Below are 19295 nucleotides of genomic sequence, written 5' to 3'. Positions count from 1 at the left end.
ATTCGTGTTCGCCAATGTGGATTCGCGATGGATCCGGATGTGTGATCACGGTTGCCGGGGCACCGCCACCGACGGCCCTCGGGCACTCCTCTTCATCCGCAGGAGGCACCATGTCCCGTCCCCGCACCCGAGCCGAATACCTCGCGCGGCTCGTACCCCCCTCCGTGGCCGGCCTCAACCGTCGTTCGCTGCTGGCCGGCGCCGCCGGCAGCACCGCGCTGCTCGGCACGGGCCTGCTCGCCGGCTGCGGTTCCGACTCCGGCGGATCCGACGCCAAGACGGTGTCGCTGGGCTCCAACCAGTCCGACCCGAAACCCAAGGAGGTGGTCGCGAAGGTCGTGGACGGGTTCCAGACCTCGTCCGGCCTCCAGGTCGCGGTCAACACCGTCGACCACAACACGTTCCAGGAGAACATCAACAACTACCTCCAGGGCAAGCCGGACGACGTGTTCATGTGGTTCGCCGGCTACCGCATGCGGTTCTTCGCCGCCCGGGGCCTCGCCGGGGATCTCAGCGACGTCTGGGGCAAGCTCTCCGGGATGTCCGACGCGTTCCGCAAGGCGTCGACCGGGGACGACGGCAAGCAGTACTTCGTGCCGTCGTCGTACTACCCGTGGGCCGTCTTCTATCGCAAGTCGGTCTGGCAGCAGAACGGCTACCAGGTGCCGAAGACCCTCGACGACCTGACCGCGCTCGCCGGGGAGATGAAGAAGGACGGCCTCACCCCGATCGCCTTCGCCGACAAGGACGGCTGGCCGGCGATGGGCACCTTCGACATCCTCAACCTGCGGATCAACGGCTACCAGTTCCACATCGACCTGATGGCCGGCAAGGAGTCCTGGACCTCCGACAAGGTGAAGAAGGTCTTCGACACCTGGCGCGGCCTGCTGCCCCTGCACCAGCCGGACAGCCTCGGCCGGACCTGGCAGGAGGCCGCCCAGTCGTTGCAGCAGAAGAAGAGCGGCATGTACCTGCTCGGCCTCTTCGTCGGCCAGCAGTTCGACGGCGACGACCTGGCCGACCTCGACTTCTTCACCTTCCCCGAGATCGACCCGGCGATCGGCGCCAAGGCCCTGGACGCGCCCATCGACGGCTACATGATGGCCCGCAAGCCGAAGCAGGAGGCCAACGCCAGGAAGCTGCTGGAGTACGTCGGCTCGAAGGCCGCCGCGGACATCACCGTCAAGAACGACCCGAGCACGCTGGTCGCCAACAGCGAGGCCGACACCAGCGGCTACAGCGCCCTGCAGAAGAAGGCCGCCGAGCTGGTCGGCTCGGCCACCGAGATCGCCCAGTTCCTGGACCGCGACACCCGCCCGGACTTCGCCTCCACGGTGATCATCCCGGCGCTCCAGCAGTTCATCAAGGACCCGAAGGACATCGACGGGCTGACGTCCAGCATCGAGAACCAGAAAAAGTCGATCTTCACCGACTGACGGCGAGAGGGTGAGGGCACCGTGTCCGACCTGCCCCTGATCCAAGCGGATCGCGCCGCGCCGCCGGCGGCGGCCACCACCCCCACGGGTGGCCGCCGCCGGCGCGTACGGCTGCTGTCCCGCACCGACCGCGTGGTCGTCGCGCTCATGGTGGCCGTACCGCTGCTGCTCGTCGTCGGCCTGGTCTGGCTGCCGGCGGGCGCCACCGTGCTGCTCTCCGGCACCGACTGGGACGGCATCGGCCCGGTCTCCGACATCGAGTGGGTCGGCGGTCGCAACTACGCCGACGTGGTCCAGAACTACCCGCCGTTCGTGCCGGCCGTGCAGAACAACCTGCTCTGGCTGGCGGCGCTGTTCGCGGTGGCCACCCCGTTCGGCATGTTCCTGGCCGTCCTGCTGGACAAGGAGCTGCACGGCACCCGGTTCTACCAGACCGCGCTCTACCTGCCGGTGGTGCTCTCCCTGGCGCTGATCGGCTTCGTCTGGCAGCTGCTCTACTCCCGCGACCAGGGCCTGCTCAACGCCGTCCTCGGCACGAACGTCGACTGGTACGGCGACCCCGACGTCAACATCTGGGCCGTGCTGGTGGCCGCCGGCTGGCGGCACGTCGGCTACATCATGCTGCTCTACCTGGCCGGGCTCAAGGGCGTCGACCCGTCGCTGCGGGAGGCCGCCGCCGTGGACGGCGCGTCGGAGGGCCGGACCTTCTTCAAGGTGATCTTCCCGGTCCTGCGGCCCATCAACATCATCGTGCTGGTGGTGACGGTGATCGAGTCGCTGCGCGCGTTCGACCTGGTCTGGGTCATCAACAAGGGCCGCAACGGCCTGGAACTGCTCTCGGCGCTGGTCACCCAGAACGTCGTGGGCGAGGCGAGCCGGATCGGCTTCGGCTCCGCGCTGGCGACGATCATGCTGGTCGTCTCGCTGCTCTTCATCACCGTCTACCTGGCGACCGTGCTGCGGGAGGGACGCCGATGAGCACCGCTACCGTGTCCCGGCAAGCCGGCACCGCCCCCGCACCCCGGCGGCGCCCGCCGCCGCGCCCGGCCCGGATCGTGCTGCACGTCTTCCTCGCCGCGGTGGCGATCGGCTGGCTCTTCCCGATCCTCTGGGCCGTGCTGACCTCGCTGCGCTCCTACGAGTACACGGCCACCAACGGCTACGTCTCGCTCGGCGGGTGGACCCTCGACAACTACGTCACCGCCTGGCGGACCGCCGAGTTCGGCAAGCACTTCCTCAACTCCGTCTACATCACCGTGCCGGCGGTGCTGCTGACCCTCTTCCTCGCCTCCTGCGTGGCGTTCGTCATCGCCCGGTTCAGCTGGAAGACCAACATCGTCCTGCTCGGCCTGTTCACCGCCGCGAACCTGCTGCCCCAGCAGGCCCTGCTCATCCCGCTGTTCCGGCTCTTCACCCAGGTGCCGCTGCCGGCGTTCATGAGCGACTCGGAGGTGCTCTACGACAGCTACTGGGGGCTGATCCTGGTCAACGTCGCCTTCCAGTGCGGATTCTGCGTCTTCGTGCTCAGCAACTACATGAAGGCCCTGCCGCACGACCTGTACGAGGCGGCGATGATCGACGGGGCGAGCGTCTGGCGCCAGTACTGGCAGGTCACCATGCCGCTGTGCCGGCCGGCCCTCGCCGCGCTGGCCACCCTGGAGGTGACCTGGATCTACAACGAGTTCTTCTGGGCCACCGTGCTCATGCGTACCGGCGACAAGTTCCCGGTGACCAGCTCGCTGAACAACCTGCGCGGCGAGTTCTTCACCGACAACAACCTCGTCTCGGCCGGCTCGGTGCTGGTCGCGATCCCGACCCTGGTGGTGTTCTTCCTGTTGCAGAGGCAGTTCGTCCGGGGCCTGACCCTGGGAGCGTCGAAAGGATGAGTGTCGTCCACCTGCGCCGTGCCCGGACCAGCGTGGTGCTCGACGCGCGCGGCCCGGGGCTGCCCCGCCTCGCGCACTGGGGCGCAGACCTCGGCCCGGTCCCGGCCGACGACCTGCCCGCCCTGCTCGCCGCGACCGTCGCGCCGGTCGTACCGAGCAGCTTCGACGCGCCGACGGTGCTGTCCCTGCTGCCGGAGGCGTCCGCCGGCTGGGGCGGCCGCCCGGCGCTGGGCGGGCACCGCGAGCGCCGGGACTGGTCCACCGCCTTCCGGCTCGACGACGTCGACGTGGCCGACGACGGCAGCGGTCCCGCCCGGGTCACCGTACGGGCGGCCGACGCCGCCGCCGGGCTGTCGCTGACCGTCGAGCTGACGCTCGACGCGACCGGGCTGGTGCTGCTGCGGCACCGGCTGCGCAACACCGGCGACCACCCGTACGAGCTGCGGGAGCTGACGCCGGTCCTGCCGGTGCCGGCGGTCGCCACCGAACTGCTCGACCTGACCGGCCGGTGGTGCCGGGAACGGTCCCCGCAGCGGCACCCCTGGCCGATGGGCACCTGGGTACGCGAGGGCCGGCACGGCCGCACCGGGCACGACGCGACCCTGCTGCTGGTGGCCGGCACGGCGGGGTTCGGCTTCGGCCACGGCGAGGTGTGGGCCGTGCACACCGCGTGGAGCGGCGACCACGTCACCTTCGCCGAGCGGCGGCCGACGGGCGAGTCGGTCCTCGGTGGCGGCGAGCTGCTCGCCCCCGGCGAGGTGGTGCTCGACCCCGGCGGGGAGTACGCCACTCCCCTGCTGTACGCCGCCTTCTCCGCCACCGGGCTCGACGGGATCAGCGACGTCCTGCACACCCACCTGCGCGCCCGCCCGCAGCACCCGGCCACGCCCCGCCCGGTCACCCTCAACGTCTGGGAGGCCGTCTACTTCGACCACGACCTGGAGCGGCTGCGCGCGCTGGCCGACCACGCCGCCGAGGTCGGAGTGGAACGCTTCGTGCTCGACGACGGGTGGTTCCGGGGGCGTCGCCACGACCGCGCCGGTCTCGGCGACTGGTACGTCGACGAGACCGTGTGGCCCGACGGCCTGCACCCGCTCGTCGACCACGTACGCGGGCGCGGGATGCAGTTCGGTCTCTGGGTCGAACCGGAGATGGTCAACCCGGACTCCGAGCTGTTCCGCGCCCACCCCGAGTGGGTGCTGTCGACGCCCGGCCGGCTGCCGCCGACGTGGCGGCACCAGCAGGTGCTCGACCTGGCCCACCCGCCCGCGTACGCCCACCTGCTGGAGCGGCTCGACGCGCTGCTCACCGCGTACCCCGGCATCGACTACCTCAAGTGGGACCACAACCGGGACCTGACCGAGGCCGGCCACCAGGGCCGCCCGGGGGTGCACGGACAGACCCTCGCGGCCTACCGGCTCCTCGACGAGCTGCGCCGCCGCCACCCGCGGGTGGAGATCGAGAGCTGCGCGTCCGGCGGCGCGCGGGTGGACCTGGAGATCCTGCGGCGCACCGACCGGGTCTGGGCCAGCGACTGCAACGACGCCCTGGAACGGCTGGCCATCCAGCGTTGGACGGGTCTGCTGCTCCCGCCCGAGCTGGTCGGCAGCCACATCGGGCCGGAGCGCTCGCACACCACCCACCGCGTGCACGACCTGGGTTTCCGCGCCGCGACCGCGCTCTTCGGCCATTACGGCATCGAGTGGGACATCGGCACGATCGACGCGGGTCGGCGCCGCGAACTGGCCGCCTGGGTCGCGCTGCACAAGCGGCTGCGCCCGCTGCTGCACGCCGGCCGGGTGGTCCGGGTCGACCACCCCGACCCGGCCGTCTGGGCGCACGGCGTGGTCGCCCACGACGGCGCCCACGCGGTGTACGCCGTGGCCCGGCTGGCCACCTCGGTGGCCCAGACGCCCGGGCCGGTCCGGCTTCCCGGCCTCGACCCCCGCCGCCGGTACGCGGTGCGGCCCGTCGCCGGCGTGCCGGAACCCGCGACCCTCGAACTGACCGGGCCGGGTTGGCTGGCCGACGGCGGCGTGACGCTCGGCGGCGCGGTGCTGGCGACCGTCGGGCTCCAGATGCCCGCGCTGCATCCCGAGCAGACCGTGCTGCTGGAGGTCACCGCCGTCGACTGAACGAGGTGGGGCGGTTCTTCCCGAAGAGCCGGGCTGGCCACCTCCCGACCGGGCGCTGACCCGACACGACACGGTGTATCCCTGCCGTACGTCCCGGAGGTTGCGGGTCAGCATGCGGCGCCGCGCTCGTCGGGGACCGGAAGAGCGTGTCGCCCCTGTCGAGCTGCCCGCGCAGACGGGGCAGGATGTTGCGGGTCCGCGGCGGCGGCCGGTCCCACGGACGGGGCAGCTCGACAGCGCGCACGGCAACGCCCACCGGTGGCCGGGCCCGCGCGGGCCCGGCCACCGGTGGTACGCCGGATCTCAGCTCGCGGTGCAGGTCACCGCGGGCGTGGCGTTGGTGCCGTTCCAGCTGGCGATGAAGCCGAAGCTGGTGCTGGCGCCGGCGCCCAGCCGACCGTTCCAGTCGGCGTTGCGGGCCGTGACGGTCGCCCCGCTGCTGCTCAGGACGGTGCTCCAGGACTGGCTGACGGTCTGACCGTTGGCGAAGGTCCACTTCGTCGTCCAGCCGGTGATCGCCGCCGAGCCGGCGGTCACCTTCACCTCACCCTGGAAGCCGCCCTGCCACTGGTTGGTCACCGTGTACGTCGCCGTGCAGCCGCCCGGCGGCGGGGTGGACGGTGGCGGGGTCGTGGGCGGGGGCGTCGTCGGCGGCGGGGTGGTGGGCGGCGGGGAGGTCGGCGGCGGGGTGCTGCCGAAGACCGTCGCCTCCTTCGCGGTGGCCTTGATGCCGTTCGCCCCGTTGAAGATGCGCTGGCCCCAGGTGGTCAGCGCGGCGGGGTTGAAGCTGGTGACCATGTCGAGGTACTCGACGCCGCCGCCGTTGCCGCTCCACGACCAGCCCAGGTAGCCGATCCCGTTGGCCTGGGAGTAGGAGAGGATGGTGTCCTCGTCGGGGTTGCCGTCGGAGTGGTCGAAGCCGAACTCGCCGACCACGATCGGCAGCTTGGCGGCGCGGAACCGGCCGAGGTAGTCGCTGATCTCGGCGGCGGTGTCGAAGACGCCGTACATGTGGATGGAGAAGACGGTGTTCTTCTGCGGGTCCGCCGCGAAGACCGACGCGGCGTTGTCGCGCATGGTGAACGACCAGTCCTGGCCCCAGTTGGGGGCGTCGACCATGATGGTGTGCGTCAGGCCGCCCGCCCGCAGCCGCTTGATCGCGTTGGCGGTGTCGGTCGCCCAGGTGCCGTAGCCCTGGTTGCCGTACGGCTCGTTGCCGATGTTGACGATGACGTACTTCTCCTGGCCGGCGAGGGCGCTGGAGACGCTGAGCCAGTAGTCGACCGCCTGGTCCAGGGTGGCCGCCCCGCTCTGCTCGCCGTAGCCGGTGGTGTCGTGCACCTCCAGCACGCAGATCAGCCGGTTGGCCTTGCACAGCGAGATGACGTTGGCGACGTCGGCGGTGTCGTTCTTCGCCCACCGCTGGCCGCTGGCCAGCACCACGCGCACCGTGTTCGCCCCGAGCGCCTTGATGTTGGCGAAGGAGCTGGTCTGCTGCTGGTACCAGGTGTGCGCGTGGTTCACGCCGCGCATGACGAACTCGCTGCCGTTGGCGTCGTAGAGCTTGCCGTCGGCGACGGAGAAGCCGGTGGCGGCCCGCGCGGGCTGGCCGAACGCCAGTACGGCGACCAGCAACGCGAGCAGGGCCGCCCCGGCGGCGGAGAGTCTCTTCTTCATGGCCTTCCTCAGAGGGAGGACCCCCACTGCCCAGGTGGGGGTGGGACGTCACAGGGGATGGCGGCTGCAGCCCGGCAGCCGCCGCCCGGCTCCCGGCGGCGCAGGGATCAGCGTAGGCGGGTCGGGCCGGTCACGCAATGAACCGGTTAAGCAGCGGTCGGTCGACACCGGACGCGGGGGTTGACCGGGGCTGGCCGGGGTATCCGGGGATGATCCGCCCGGGTCGGAAGGAGACATCCATGGTCAACGTCGGCTACACCCTGATGTGCGAGCAGGCCGGTCCGAAGCAACTGGTCGACTACGCGGTGCGGGCGGAGGCGGCCGGCTTCGACCAGCTCGTCATCTCCGACCACTACTACCCCTGGCTGGACTCCCAGGGCCACTCCCCGTACGCCTGGTCGGTGCTCGGCGCGGTCGCGCACGCCACCAGCCGCGCGGAGCTGATGTCCTTCGTCACCTGCCCGATCCGCCGCTACCACCCGGCGGTCGTGGCGCAGAAGGCCAGCACGGTCGGGGTGCTCTCGGACGGCCGGTTCACCCTCGGCCTGGGCGCGGGCGAGAACCTCAACGAGCACGTCGTCGGCGGCTGGCCGCACGTGCAGCAACGGCACGAGATGTTCGAGGAGGCGCTCCAGATCATCCGGCCGCTGCTCAACGGGGAGACGCTGACCTTCTCGGGCAACCACTACGACGTGCCCGACGCCTACGTGTGGGACCGCCCGGCCCGGCCGGTGCCGATGGCCGTCGCCGCCTCCGGCCGCCAGTCGGTCACCCTCGCCGCCGAGTACGGCAACGGCCTCGTCGCGACCGAGCCGGACCCGCACATCATCGAGATGTACGACGAGGCCGGCGGCGCCGGGCAGCCCCGCTACGGCCAGGTGGCCATCTGCTACGGCCCGGACGAGGCGGAGTGCCGCAAGATCGTGCACGACCAGTTCCGCTGGTTCGGGATGGGCTGGAAGGTCAACGCGGACCTGCCCGGTCCGGAGTCGTTCGCCGCCGCCACGCAGTTCGTCCGCGAGGAGGACGTGGCCGAGGGGATCTCCTGCGGGCCCGACGTGGACCGGCACGTCGAGGCGTTCCGCAAGTTCGTCGACGCCGGCTTCACCCACGTGGCGATCGTGCAGGTGGGCGGCGAGACGCAGCCGATGTTCCTGGACTGGGCACAGGAGCAGCTCCTGCCGAGGCTGCGCGAGCTGTGAGGACCACGCCGACCCGGCGGCCCCGGGTGAGCCCGCCGGGCCGGTTCGGTCCGGCGGAGCTGCGCGTCGCGCTGGCCGCCCCGAGACCGGCCGCCGGGCTGACCAGCGAGTGGCGGCTGGTCGACGGGCTGCGTACGCACACCCGCCGCGCGGGCGACCCCGGCACCGCCGCCACCCCGGTCGTGCTGGTGCACGGGCTGGCCGTGTCCCACCGCTACCTGACCCCGCTCGCCCTGGCGCTGGCCGACACCCACCCGGTGTACGTGCCCGACCTGCCCGGCTTCGGGCTGACCGAGCGCCCCGACAGCGCGTACGACGTGCGCGAGCACGCCGCGCACCTGGCCGCCTGGCTGGCCGCGTACCGGATGCCGCCCGTCTGCCTGCTCGGGCACTCCTTCGGCGCGGAGGTCGTCGCGGCGCTGGCCGCCCGGCACCCCGACGCGGTCGCAGCGGTGGTGCTCGCCGGCCCGACCAGCGACCCGGCCGCCCGGTCCCGGCGGGCGCAGTTCGGACGCTGGCTGGTGGACACCCTGCGGGAGGCGCCGTTGCAGGCGCCGATCCTGCTGCGGGACGTCGTCGACGCCCGCCCCTGGCGGGTGCACGCGACGCTGTCGCACTCGGTACGCAACGGCATCGAGGTGGACCTCGTCCGCATCGCCGCGCCCACCCTGGTGGTCGTCGGCTCCCGGGACCCGATCGTGCCGCCGTCCTGGCGTACGCAGGTGGGCCGGCTGGTGCCGCACGCCCGTACGGTCACCGTGCCGGGCGCCGCGCACAACGTCGCCACCACCGCGCCGGCGCAGCTCGCCGACGCGATCCGCGCCCTCCTCGCCCCCTCGCTGACGAACAGGTGATCACATGCGTATCGGTAACACGGAGATCCGGCCGGCCGGCGGCGGCCTCGGCTGCCTGCTGATGATCCTCTTCTCGATCGTCGCGTCGGTCGTCCTGACCGTCCTGCTCAACCTGCTCCTGTAGCCCGCTCCGGCTCCGCCCCCGCTTGCGCTTGCGCTTGCGCTTGCGCTTGCGCTTGCGCTTGCGCTTGCGAGATCTTGGTGCGGGAGTGCCCCTGGAGGGGCCGTTTCGCGCCAAGATCTCGCTCGGGCACCGCTCGTCGGGCGGCGTGGGCGGTCAGCCGCGCAGGCCCAGGGCCGTCAACACCTCACGGGTCGCCTGGCGGACCGGGTCCACGACGGCGCGGCGCACCCAGCGCACGGCCGGCGACACCGTCGCCCGCCACGCGGCGGCCACCGCCCGGCCCACCGGGCGGACGGCGTTCCGCCACAGCCAGCCCGCCGCCAGCACGAAGGGCCGCAGCGTGAGCGCGTAGCACCACCACAGCAGCCGGCCGGCCGCCCACCAGGCCCAGGCGAGCGCGTGCAGCAGCACCCGACCCGCCGCCGCCAGCCAACGGCCGACCGCCGCGAGCCCGGCCAGGAGCAGGCGTCCGAGCGGGGCGAGCAGGCGGCCCAGCCAGCGCAGCGGCACCCAGATCAGGTGGTACGCCAGCCAGGCCAGCGGCACCCACACCACCGTCCGGGCCAGCCAGGCCAGCCCGCGCCCCAACCAGACCAGCGGCACCCAGACCAACGTCCGGAACAGCCAGCCCAGGCCACGGCCGAGCCACACCAGCGGCACCCACAGCAGCATCCGCAGCAGCCAGCCCAGCGGGCGCAGCAGCCAGCGGTCCAGGAAACGGCCGACCGGCGCGAGCAGCCAGCGGTGCAGCCAGCCGCCGACGGCGGCGACCAGCTCCCAGATCAACCGCAGCGGCACCACCACGACCAGCGCGATTCCCCGGGCGACGGCGACCAGCAGCGGAGCGGGCGGCGACCCGGTGCGCCCCGGCTCCGGACTCGGCGAGTCGATCACCAGCTCACGGTAGTCCGCACCGGCAACGCGCCGTCCTCGCGGCCCTCGGGACGGCCAGGTGGTCAGGCCGGGTCGAGGTCGAGGTCCGCGACGACCGGGTAGTGGTCGGAGGCGTACTCGGTCTCGCCGCCGCGCAGCACCCGGCAGTCCCGCACCCGCTCGGCGAGCGCGGCGGTGCCGAACAGGTAGTCCAGCCGCATCCCCGAGAACTCAGCCCCGCCCCCATGCCGGGTGGGAGCCGTCAGCCCGTCGTCCGGCCGGCCGGCCGCCGCGTACAGGTCGACCAGGCCGGCGGCGAGCAGCCGGGCCACCGCCCGGGTCTCCACCGTCCGACCGTCGCGGCGCAGGTGACGACGGCGGTACGCGGCCGGCAGCCGGGCGACGCGGTCGGTGTGCTCGGCCACCGGGTCGAGGGTGTTGAGGTCGCCGGCCAGCAGCCCCAGTCGCCCCGGCGCGCGGCGTAACGCGGCGGCGGCCCAGCCCGCCTCGACGCGCCGCCGCAACCCCGAGTACGGGTCGAGGTGCACGCTCAGCACCGTCAGCGCGCCCGCGGTGGTGGCCACGCTGACGCGCTGCGCGGCGTGGTGGAACGGCCGGCGCACCCGGGTCGCGGCGAGCGCCCGCAGCGGCGGGCGGAGCAGCACCGCCACCGGCTGACCGAAGCAGGACCGGGCCAGGTGGGGGCGCATCCCCACCCGGCCCGCGAAGTCGGCGAGCACGCCGCCCGCATCTGCTCGGCGACCACCGGCGGGGGCAGGCGCAGCGGCCGGCCGGTCGTCGAAGTCCCGCAACTCCTGCAACGCCAGCACGTCCGGCCGCTCGGCGGCGACGACCCGCACCAGCAGGTCCCGGCGGTCGGCGCCGCCCCGGTCGCGCCCGCCCGTGCGGATGTTCCAGGTCATCGCCCGCAGCATGGGCCGGGTCAGTCCGCCCGGCCGGCCTTGGCCAGCTCGTCGTCGAGGGTGTCCACGTCCTCGGACTCGATGCTCGGCCGGTTGCCCTCGCGCAGGTCCTCGTTGGGACGTACGACCCAGTAGAGCAGCCCGATCCAGAGGGTGGTGAGGATGATCGCGCCCATGAAGTCGGTGGGGTGGTGCATCCCCCGGTACATCCGGCTGATCGCCACGCCGGCCGGCATCACGACCGCCAGCGCCACGAAGATCCACCGCCACCACCGGTCGGTACGCGGAAAGACGATCACCGCGATCGCCACCCAGACGCAGAGCGTGGCGGCGATGTGGCCGGACGGGAAGGAGGAGGTCGGCATCGGCCCGTCGAGGTTGCCGACGGGCGGGCGCGGCCGGTCGACCGCGGCGGCGGAGGCGAGGAAGAGGCTCAGCTCGCCGAACATGGTCAACGCCACGAACAGCACCGGTCGCCAGCGCCGCCACACCGCGAGCACGAGCGGGCAGAAGACCAGCGAGATGAGCAGGATCGCGTGGGTGTCGCCGACCTTGCTCCACCAGTAGCTGAAGTCGTCCCTGCCCGGGGTGCGGTGCTCGGCGAACCACCGTGGCACGTCGGTGTCGAGGGTGGCGAAGAAGGTGCCGCCGGCGTAGTAGCTGACGAACATGCCGAAGCCGTACAGCGCGCCGAGGATGAGCACCCAGCCGACGATCAGCTCGAACACGGCGGCCCGGGGGTGCGGCAGCAGGTGCGCCTCGTCGGGGGCGGGCGCGACGTCGTGCGCGGCCTCCGGCTCCAGCCCGTCGGTCAGCGCCGGGACCGGACGGCCCCGCTCCAACCGCCAGAGCCGGAAGGCGTACGCGGTGACGCCGAGCCAGGCGGCGCCGAGCAGCCAGGCCCCCAGCACGTCCGAGACGAAGTGCACGCCCAGCGCGATCCGGGTCAGGCCGATGAGGAACACGACGACGGCGACCAGGGCGATCGCGGGCTTGCGCCAGCGGCGCGACATCGCCGGCAGGAAGACCAGCAGCAGCGCCCCGTACGCGACCATCGAGCCGAGCGCGTGGCCGCTGGGGAAGCTGTCCCCGGCGTACGTGCCGATGGGCACCTCCACCTCGGGGCGCAGCCGGTCCACCAGGGTCTTGAGCGCCGGGTCGAGGACGAGGGCGCCGACGCCGGTGACGATCAGGAACACCGCGAGCCGGCCCTGCTTGCGGATCAGCAGGCCCACCACTGCGACCGACACCAGCCAGATGATGACGGCCCGCCCGCCGAGGTCGGTGAGCGCGTTGAGCACGGTCACCAGTGGTCCGTGCGGGGCGACCAGGTCGTTGAGCCATTGGGCCACGCCGTGGTCGACGTCGTAGAGGGGGGTCCACCGGGTCCGGACCAGCACGAGGAGCACCCCGAAGCCGACCCCGGCACCGAGCACGATCGCCAGACCGGCGAGGGTCCGCTCGGTGAAGTGACCCAAGGGTCGTCGCAACGCCTCTTTGACCGCGCCCACGGCAGCCTCCCTCTCGCTTCTGGCGTGCCGCAATACCCGATCGGCGCTCCGCGTACACCGGGGGTGTCCGATGCGGAGCTACAGCGAGCTCATCTCGCCCGTGTCGTGAAGCTCCTCGCGCTGGGCCTCGGGCTCCCAGAGATCGGGCTGGGCGGGCTCCCGCACGCCGATGCGCAGCGCCTCGAGCTGGGCGGCGAAGGAGAGTCCACCGAACAGCGCCATGCCCGTCAGGTTGGCCCAGAGCAGCAGCGCCATCATCCCGGTCAGCGCCCCGTACGTCTGGCCGAACCCCCCGCTGAAGCGCACGTACGCGGCCAGCAGCAGGCTGGCCAGCCACCACAGGGCGGTGGCGATCCCGGCGCCGAAGAAGAGCCAGGACAGGCCGGGCTGTTTGCGGCGGGGGGCGTGCCGGAAGATCACGGCGACGGCGAGGACGGTCAGACCCAGGCTGAGCGGCCAGCGCACCACGTCCCAGACGGCGTTGGCGAGCTCGCCCCAGGCGTAGTGCCGCTGCACGGAGTCGCCCATCGGGCCGCCGCCGACGAGGATCAGGAACCCGGTCAACGCCGGGACGCCAGCGGCGAGGGCGAGGATGGTGGCGCGGACGTACTTCCAGAGCGCGGGCCGGTCCCGTTCCACGCCGTAGATGCGGTTGGCCCCGCGTTCGATCTGGGCCATGGTGCTGGTCAGCGCGACCAGGCCGGTGATCATGCCCAGGCCGAGCGCCAGCTCGCCCGCGCGTTCGGTGCGGTCCCCCTCGCCGAGCAGCTCGGCCACCATCGGCTCGCTCGCCCCGGGGGTGAGGGCCAGGACGGTGTCGGCGACGACCTGGCCGCCCTCCTCCACGCCGAGTTCGCTGATCAGGCCGGTCAGCGCGATCAGGAACGGCACCACGGCGAGACAGAGTTGCAGCGCGAAGGCGCGCGAGTGGCTGAACCCGTCGCCGTAGCGGAACCGGATGAACGCGTCGCGCAGCAGGTGCCAGCCGCCCTGCCGGCGCAGGGTGTGCCAGGCGTCGTCGGCGTTGAGTTCCTCGTCGGACATCAGCCGGGTCTCCGGCACGATCCGGGTGCTACTCACTGCGGGCTTCCTCGATCAACTGCTCACCACGCTCGGCGGCCGCCTTCGCGTCCTCGGCCAGGTCGGGATCCTGCTCCGGCTGCGGCACGCAGAGCCACAGCGCCCGTCGCCGGATCTCGGCCTTGAGGGTGCGCCCCGGCTCGATCAGATCGCCGTCGAGCTGCCGGGGCTGGGCCCGGTTGCTGGTGATCTCCACCCGTCGGACGCGGAAGACCTCCATCCGGGGCACGCTGTCCTGCTTGCGTACGACCGCCCAGCCGAGCGCGAGCCAGTGCCGCAGCGTACGCGGGGTGAGCACCGCGACGTCGAGGTAGCCGTCGTCCGGTTCGGCCTCGGTGAGCAGGCGTACACCGCCCTGGAGGCGGCCCACGTTGGCGACGAGGACGGAGCGGGCCCGGCGGCGCAACGGCTGCTGGTCGTCGATGCGGATGGAGACCCTCATCGGCCGGTCGCGCAGGTGTCGGGCGGCCCCCACCACGTACGCCGGCCAGCCGATCCGCTTCTTGGTGGTCTCCGAGGTGTCGGCGAGCATCTGGGCGTCGAAGCCCATGCCGGCCATCACCGTGAAGTAGTGGTCCTCGACCGCGCCGACGTCGAGCAGCCGACGGCCACGCTCGACGGCGACCTCCAGCCCGGCGGCCAGGTCACCCGACAGCCCCAGGTTTGCCGCGAGCAGGTTGCCGGTGCCCTGCGGCAGCACGGCGAGCGCCACGTCGGTGCCGACGAGGCCGCTGACGCAGGCCATCACGGTGCCGTCGCCGCCGCAGGCGAAGACGACGTCCACGCCGGCCGCGACCGCCTCCTCCGTCTGGCCCCGGCCCGGGTCCTCGACCGTGGTCTCGAACCACAGCGGCTCGGGCCAACCGGCCGCGGCGAGGGCGTCGTGGACCGTACGACGCAGCTCGTCGAGGTCGGCCACCTTCACCGGGTTGACCACCACGGCCGAGCGCAGACCGCCGTCGTGCGCCGGGCGTCCCTTGTCCTGTCCAGCATCCACGGCGCCAGTGTGCAGCAGATCCGGCACGGCAGCGACCCGGCGGCGCGGTGACGTTACGCGCAGCGCAAACACGTTTGCCGCGCCCCTGCGCCCCTCCACCTCCTCCGCACCCCGCCTCGCCCTGCCGCGACCCGTCGTCCGGGAGGCTGGCGGCAGTTCCCGAGGTCGACCGCCCCGCCGATCCCATGATCGACGGAGCGGGGCGGGGGAAGGCCGCCTTCCCCGCCGCAACGACCTGAAGGGCGTCGCCGACGCCACGACGCTCGGGTTCGCCGCCGACCTCGTGGTCGAGGGGCGGGTGGTAAGGCGGGGTCGCCGCCGACTTCAGGGAAGGAAGGGGCGGTCGGTCAGGCGGGGGTGCGCAGGGCGGTCTCCACCCGGCGGCGCAGGTCGTCGAGGTCGGCGCCGGCCTCGGTGAGCACGAGCGCACCGAGCCCGTGGCCCTCGCGGAGCACGCCGAGCAGGATGTGCTCCGTGCCGATGTGCCGGTGGCGCAGGCGCAGCGCCTCCCGCAGGGCCAGCTCCAGCACCTTCTTGGCGCGCGGGGAGAAGGGGCCGCCCGCGTACCGCCGACGACCCCAGCGGCGACGCGGCGCCGGCGCGGCCTCGCGCAGCGCGTCGGGGCCGAAGGACTCCTCGATCCGGGCCACGATGGCGGCCAGGTCGATGCCGATCTCGCGCAGGGCCGCGGCGTCGGCGTCGCCGAGGCCGGTGGCTCCCCGCTCGGTGTGCCGGCGGATGCGGGCGCGCAGGTCGTCGGCGCGCAGGCCGGCCTCGGCGAGCACCCGGGCGGCGAGGCTGTCGCCGTCGGAGAGCAGGGCGAGCAGCAGGTGCTCGGTGCCGACGGGCCGCTGGCCCTCGGTCCGGGCCTCGTCCCGGGCGTCGCGCACGACCGTGCGGGCCCGGTCGGTGAACCGTTCGAACATCACGCCTCCCAGGAGGATCCGACCGCCGGACGACCGGCGTGCTTCTTGTGGACCGCCTGCCGGCTGACTTCCAGCTCGTCGGCGATCTCCTGCCAGGACCAGCCCTGTCGACGGGCGTTGTCCACCTGGACCACCTCGAGCCGCTCGAGCAGCCGGCGCAGCGCGCGGACGGCGCGCAGCCCGACCCGGGGGTCGGTGCTGCCGGCTGCCGCCGCGAGTTCCGTTGCCTGACTCATGTCGTCAACCTACGTTGACACGCGTCGACTGTCAACCCGCGTTGACAGTCGCTATGGTGTGTCGATGGCCACGGTCAAGCAGGTACAGATCACCTTCGACTGCGCGGAACCCGAGCGCGTCGCCCGCTTCTGGTGCGAGGTGTTGGGCTACGTCGTACCGCCGACACCGGAGGGGTACGCCACCTGGGACGACTTCGATCGCGCACTGCCGCCCGAACGACAGGGTTCGGCGTTCGCATGCGTCGACCCCTCGGGTGTGGGCCCGCGACTGTTCTTCCAGCGCGTTCCCGAGGGCAAGGTCGCCAAGAACCGGCTGCATCTCGACGTACGCGTCGGCACCGGGCTGGTGGGCGAAGAGCGCCTGGCCGCGCTTGAGGCCGAATGCGCGCGGCTGGTCGCGCTCGGCGCGGTACGCGTGCGACTGCTGCGCGCCGACGGCTACAACGAGTCGTGTCTCGTGATGCAGGACATCGAGGGCAACGAGTTCTGCCTCGACTGATTGGCCGCTGACGCCTCTCAGCCGAGCAGGTACGCGGTCAGCCGGTCGGCGAGCCGCTCCGGATGGCTGAGCGCCACCGAGTGCCCACCGTCGATCTCGTCCGGGACGACGCCGAGTCGCTCGGTGACCACCCGGCGCTGGAAGTCCGCCAGGAAGAACTGGTCGTCGCGGGCGATGAGCACCTTCGTCGGCACGGTCGGCCAGGCGTCCAGAGGCCACGGCTCGTTCCACTCCGCGCTGACCTGCGCCCGGCTGTGCGCCGCGGCCTCCGCGACGGTCTCGGCCGGCAGGCCGTTGTAGAACTGCTCCTCCCCGCTCAGCCCCTCCGCGACCCGGTGACCGGTGTCGTCCCACCAGTCCCCGGGCCTCTCACCGGGCTTCGGCACCATCGGCGCGAGCAGGACGATCAGCCGCACCGGCAGCCTGTCGGCGATCAGCGGCGCGGTGAACGCCCCGTACGAGTGCCCGACGACAACGAGATCGCTCCGGTCGCCGATCGCGTCGACGACCGCTTCGCGGAACTCGGCGAACCCCGCCGAGGCATCCTCGATCGGCAGCTCCGGCACCACCACGTCGTGGCCACGACCGACCAGCTCAGGGGCCAGAAGATGCCAGTCCCAGGCGCTGCCCCCGCCGCCGTGGATCAGAACGAAAGTCGCCACGCTCCGAAGCCTCACACACGGGTACGACAGCAAGCCGGACACCCGGCCCGGTCCTGGTCGTGCGCGCGTCGCCGGATGCAACAAACCTGCATGTCTCCCACTCTTGCCTCGCCGGCAAGCGCTTTCCTAGCCTGTGTTTCATCGATGTTTCCGATTCTCGACCGGGCCGAGGGTGCGGACACGAAGCCACCTGCGGTGTCGGGCGGCAAGGCAGCGCCCCGCGCCGTGCCTACTCCTGAGGAGTCCAACAGTGAGAACCGCAGTGCGACACAAGCTTCTCGCCGGCGGCACCGCCGTGGCCGCCGCAGCCGCGGTCGCCGCGGCGCTGCCGATGACTGAGGCGTCGGGTGCGTCCGGCGGCCCCACTCCCGCATCGGTCAGCGCCAACGCGACCAACCTCAGCCTCGGGGGCGACTCCGACGGCTCCAGCAAGGCCAGCGGCACCAGCTACGGCAACGTGCGCGACGGCAACATGAGCACCTACTGGTCACCGGTCGGCTCGACCGGCCGCATCTCGATCAAGTGGGACTCCGCCACCACGGTGGCCTCGATCAACATCCGGGAGGCGGCCGGCGCCGTCGGGGCCATCGGCTCCTGGCGGGTCGTCAACAACGACACCGGCACCACCCTGGCCAGCGGCGCCGGGGCGGGGGCCATCAGCTTCGCCGCCACCTCGCTCCGCAAAATCAACTTCGAGATCACCAGCTCGACCGGCACCCCGAGGGTCGCCGAGTTCGAAACGTACGCCTCGGGTACGACGACCCCGCCGCCGACGACCGGGCCGACCACGCCTCCGCCGACCACGCCCCCACCCACCACACCGCCGCCGACCACGCCCCCGCCGTCGAGCAGCACGCTGTACGTGGCACCGACCGGCACCGACAGCGCGGCCGGCACCGAGGCGAACCCGACGACGCTCACCTCCGCGATCACCCGGATCACCGCCGGCGGCACGATCTACCTGCGCGGCGGCACCTACCGCTACTCGCAGACCATCACCATCGGCCAGGGCAACAACGGCACGTCGAGCGCGCGCAAGAACATCTTCGCCTACCCGGGCGAGACCCCGATCCTGAACTTCTCGGCCCAGAGTGAGGACCCGGCGAACCGCGGCCTCGCGGTGGGCGGATCGTACTGGCACATCCGCGGCATCATCGTCGAGCGGGCCGGGGACAACGGCATCCTGCTCGCCGGAAACAACAACATCATCGAGCGTACGGTGACCCGCCACAACCGGGACTCGGGGCTCCAGCTCTCGCGGCTGGTGGCCAACGCGCCCCGCGACCAGTGGCCCGCCAACAACCTCGTGGTGAGCACCGTGTCGCACGACAACGTCGACTCCGACGGTGAGGACGCCGACGGTTTCGCCCCGAAGCTCACCGTGGGCCCGGGCAACGTCTTCCGCTACACCGTGGCCCACAACAACATCGACGACGGCTACGACCTCTACACGAAGAGCGACACCGGGGCCATCGGCGCGGTGACCATCGAGTCCTCCCTCGCCTACGACAACGGCACCCTCAGCAACGGCGGCCAGGCCGGGGCCGGCGACCGCAACGGCTACAAGCTCGGTGGCGAGGACATCGGGGTGAACCACATCGTCCGGGGCAACATCGCCTACGACAACGGCAAGCACGGATTCACCTACAACCGCAATCTGGGCACCATGCAGGTGTCGAACAACGCCAGCATCGGCAACACCGAACGCAACTTCACCTTCGACGGCGGCTCCTCGGTGTTCCGGAACAACACCTCGTGCGACGGCGGCTCGAACGACAAGATCGTCGGCAACTCCGACAGCTCGAACCAGTTCTGGTCCGGCACCAACGGATCCCGGTGCTCCCAGTACTCCGGCGCCCTGGGCTGGTCCTTCGCGTCCGACGGCCGCCTCGTCGTGACCTTCGGCGGCAGGGTGGTCGCCCCGTAAACGAGCGGGACGACGTCGGCGTCACCGCAGCGGTGACGCCGACGTCTGCTGCCGCGCCGGCCGGGGCGACAAGCGACGGCCGATCACCGGCACAAGGAATGGCGATCGTCCGCTCCGGTTCACCCGATCGGGGCCGCCACGCAGACGCCGCTGGCCGGCACCCCGGGTGGGGTGCCGGCCAGCGGCAGTCGTTCACACTGCTCGGGTCAGCTGTTCCAGTGCTCGGCGACCAGGTCGGCGGCCATCTGCTCCCACTGGGCGTAGTGGTCGGGGTAGGCCGACACCTGCACGGTCTGCGCGGCCTTGGTCAGGGGCATGTCCTGCCACCCGTCGACCTGCTTGAGGCC

17 protein-coding genes are annotated in these 19295 nt (G+C 72.2%); 8 read left to right on the top strand and 9 right to left on the bottom strand.

All coding sequences use genetic code 11. The features are described from left to right. Window positions 1-110: 110 nt before the first annotated feature. From ACTMS2_RS28035 to ACTMS2_RS28020, 4 genes are read left to right on the top strand one after another with little or no spacing between them, the layout of a single operon-like run. Window positions 111-1436: an ABC transporter substrate-binding protein gene (locus ACTMS2_RS28035; RefSeq protein WP_441178072.1), complete on the top strand. Its 1326-nt coding sequence runs from the start codon at window positions 111-113 to the stop codon at window positions 1434-1436. A gap of 21 nt (window positions 1437-1457) precedes the next feature. Further along, window positions 1458-2414: a carbohydrate ABC transporter permease gene (locus ACTMS2_RS28030; protein ID WP_441178071.1), complete on the top strand. Its 957-nt coding sequence runs from the start codon at window positions 1458-1460 to the stop codon at window positions 2412-2414. Beyond that, window positions 2411-3322 carry a carbohydrate ABC transporter permease gene (locus tag ACTMS2_RS28025; RefSeq protein WP_441178070.1) on the top strand — a complete coding sequence of 304 codons (912 nt, stop codon included), beginning with the start codon at window positions 2411-2413 and terminating at the stop codon, window positions 3320-3322. Before ACTMS2_RS28030 ends, ACTMS2_RS28025 begins: the two co-directional genes overlap by 4 nt. Then, window positions 3319-5457 (top strand): alpha-galactosidase, encoded by a 2139-nt coding sequence (locus ACTMS2_RS28020; protein ID WP_441178069.1) that lies wholly within the window; start codon window positions 3319-3321, stop codon window positions 5455-5457. Before ACTMS2_RS28025 ends, ACTMS2_RS28020 begins: the two co-directional genes overlap by 4 nt. A 303-nt stretch (window positions 5458-5760) precedes the next feature. Here ACTMS2_RS28020 and ACTMS2_RS28015 read toward each other — a convergent pair whose 3' ends face one another. Then, on the bottom strand, window positions 5761-7134 hold the full coding sequence (locus ACTMS2_RS28015) for a cellulase family glycosylhydrolase (RefSeq protein WP_441178068.1): 1374 nt from the start codon (window positions 7132-7134) through the stop codon (window positions 5761-5763). 239 nt (window positions 7135-7373) lie between these two features. Here ACTMS2_RS28015 and ACTMS2_RS28010 point away from each other — a divergent pair, with 239 nt between their 5' ends. Together ACTMS2_RS28010 and ACTMS2_RS28005 are read left to right on the top strand one after the other, a co-directional pair. After that, window positions 7374-8336, top strand: coding sequence for a TIGR03557 family F420-dependent LLM class oxidoreductase (locus tag ACTMS2_RS28010; protein WP_101414817.1), 963 nt, complete (start codon window positions 7374-7376; stop codon window positions 8334-8336). Beyond that, the gene (locus tag ACTMS2_RS28005) at window positions 8333-9190 is read left to right on the top strand and encodes an alpha/beta fold hydrolase (protein ID WP_441178067.1); all 858 of its coding nucleotides are present in this window, start codon (window positions 8333-8335) and stop codon (window positions 9188-9190) included. Before ACTMS2_RS28010 ends, ACTMS2_RS28005 begins: the two co-directional genes overlap by 4 nt. Before the next feature lie 277 nt (window positions 9191-9467). Here the strand turns inward: ACTMS2_RS28005 and ACTMS2_RS28000 are convergent, their stop codons facing one another. The 7 genes from ACTMS2_RS28000 to ACTMS2_RS27970 all read right to left on the bottom strand — a co-directional run bounded on the left by ACTMS2_RS28000 (window position 9468) and on the right by ACTMS2_RS27970 (window position 15860). Continuing rightward, window positions 9468-10208 carry a hypothetical protein gene (locus ACTMS2_RS28000; protein ID WP_441178066.1) on the bottom strand — a complete coding sequence of 247 codons (741 nt, stop codon included), beginning with the start codon at window positions 10206-10208 and terminating at the stop codon, window positions 9468-9470. A gap of 62 nt (window positions 10209-10270) precedes the next feature. Then, on the bottom strand, window positions 10271-11122 hold the full coding sequence (locus ACTMS2_RS27995) for an endonuclease/exonuclease/phosphatase family protein (RefSeq protein WP_441178065.1): 852 nt from the start codon (window positions 11120-11122) through the stop codon (window positions 10271-10273). 8 nt (window positions 11123-11130) lie between these two features. Beyond that, entirely contained in the window at window positions 11131-12621 is a 1491-nt protein-coding gene (locus ACTMS2_RS27990) for a phosphatase PAP2 family protein (RefSeq protein WP_441178064.1), read from the bottom strand. Window positions 12622-12699: 78 nt separating this feature from the next. Next, on the bottom strand, window positions 12700-13701 hold the full coding sequence (locus tag ACTMS2_RS27985) for a YihY/virulence factor BrkB family protein (RefSeq protein WP_441178063.1): 1002 nt from the start codon (window positions 13699-13701) through the stop codon (window positions 12700-12702). Then, window positions 13694-14698: a diacylglycerol/lipid kinase family protein gene (locus tag ACTMS2_RS27980; RefSeq protein WP_441178062.1), complete on the bottom strand. Its 1005-nt coding sequence runs from the start codon at window positions 14696-14698 to the stop codon at window positions 13694-13696. The genes ACTMS2_RS27985 and ACTMS2_RS27980 overlap by 8 nt, the downstream gene beginning before the upstream one ends. Before the next feature lie 347 nt (window positions 14699-15045). Continuing rightward, on the bottom strand, window positions 15046-15624 hold the full coding sequence (locus tag ACTMS2_RS27975) for a Clp protease N-terminal domain-containing protein (protein ID WP_101414811.1): 579 nt from the start codon (window positions 15622-15624) through the stop codon (window positions 15046-15048). Then, complete coding sequence (locus ACTMS2_RS27970) at window positions 15624-15860, bottom strand: HTH domain-containing protein (protein WP_089001290.1); 237 nt, start codon at window positions 15858-15860, stop codon at window positions 15624-15626. Before ACTMS2_RS27970 ends, ACTMS2_RS27975 begins: the two co-directional genes overlap by 1 nt. 64 nt (window positions 15861-15924) lie before the next feature. Here ACTMS2_RS27970 and ACTMS2_RS27965 point away from each other — a divergent pair, with 64 nt between their 5' ends. Beyond that, window positions 15925-16359: a VOC family protein gene (locus tag ACTMS2_RS27965; RefSeq protein WP_441178061.1), complete on the top strand. Its 435-nt coding sequence runs from the start codon at window positions 15925-15927 to the stop codon at window positions 16357-16359. Between the two features lie 17 nt (window positions 16360-16376). Here the strand turns inward: ACTMS2_RS27965 and ACTMS2_RS27960 are convergent, their stop codons facing one another. Beyond that, entirely contained in the window at window positions 16377-17021 is a 645-nt protein-coding gene (locus ACTMS2_RS27960; RefSeq protein ID WP_441178060.1) for an alpha/beta fold hydrolase, read from the bottom strand. A gap of 250 nt (window positions 17022-17271) precedes the next feature. Between ACTMS2_RS27960 and ACTMS2_RS27955 the strand changes: the two genes are divergently transcribed. Continuing rightward, entirely contained in the window at window positions 17272-18948 is a 1677-nt protein-coding gene (locus tag ACTMS2_RS27955) for a cellulose-binding protein (RefSeq protein WP_441178059.1), read from the top strand. Window positions 18949-19295: the final 347 nt, after the last annotated feature.

Origin of the sequence: Micromonospora sp. SD12, from assembly GCF_052068495.1 — a bacterium.
Taxonomy (GTDB): domain Bacteria; phylum Actinomycetota; class Actinomycetes; order Mycobacteriales; family Micromonosporaceae; genus Micromonospora; species Micromonospora echinofusca.
Note: the sequence above shows the minus strand (reverse complement) of the source record. Positions and strands in the feature narration are given on the sequence as shown.

Excerpts from the sequence above, each read along its gene's own strand:
- ACTMS2_RS28035 (WP_441178072.1), top strand. The coding sequence starts at position 111 with ATGTCCCGTCCCCGCACCCGAGCCGAATACCTCGCGCGGCTCGTACCC.
- ACTMS2_RS28025 (WP_441178070.1), top strand. The coding sequence starts at position 2,411 with ATGAGCACCGCTACCGTGTCCCGGCAAGCCGGCACCGCCCCCGCACCC.
- ACTMS2_RS28020 (WP_441178069.1), top strand. The coding sequence starts at position 3,319 with ATGAGTGTCGTCCACCTGCGCCGTGCCCGGACCAGCGTGGTGCTCGAC.
- ACTMS2_RS28015 (WP_441178068.1), bottom strand. The coding sequence starts at position 7,134 with ATGAAGAAGAGACTCTCCGCCGCCGGGGCGGCCCTGCTCGCGTTGCTG.
- ACTMS2_RS28010 (WP_101414817.1), top strand. The coding sequence starts at position 7,374 with ATGGTCAACGTCGGCTACACCCTGATGTGCGAGCAGGCCGGTCCGAAG.
- ACTMS2_RS27995 (WP_441178065.1), bottom strand. The coding sequence starts at position 11,122 with ATGCTGCGGGCGATGACCTGGAACATCCGCACGGGCGGGCGCGACCGG.
- ACTMS2_RS27975 (WP_101414811.1), bottom strand. The coding sequence starts at position 15,624 with ATGTTCGAACGGTTCACCGACCGGGCCCGCACGGTCGTGCGCGACGCC.
- ACTMS2_RS27970 (WP_089001290.1), bottom strand. The coding sequence starts at position 15,860 with ATGAGTCAGGCAACGGAACTCGCGGCGGCAGCCGGCAGCACCGACCCC.
- ACTMS2_RS27965 (WP_441178061.1), top strand. The coding sequence starts at position 15,925 with ATGGCCACGGTCAAGCAGGTACAGATCACCTTCGACTGCGCGGAACCC.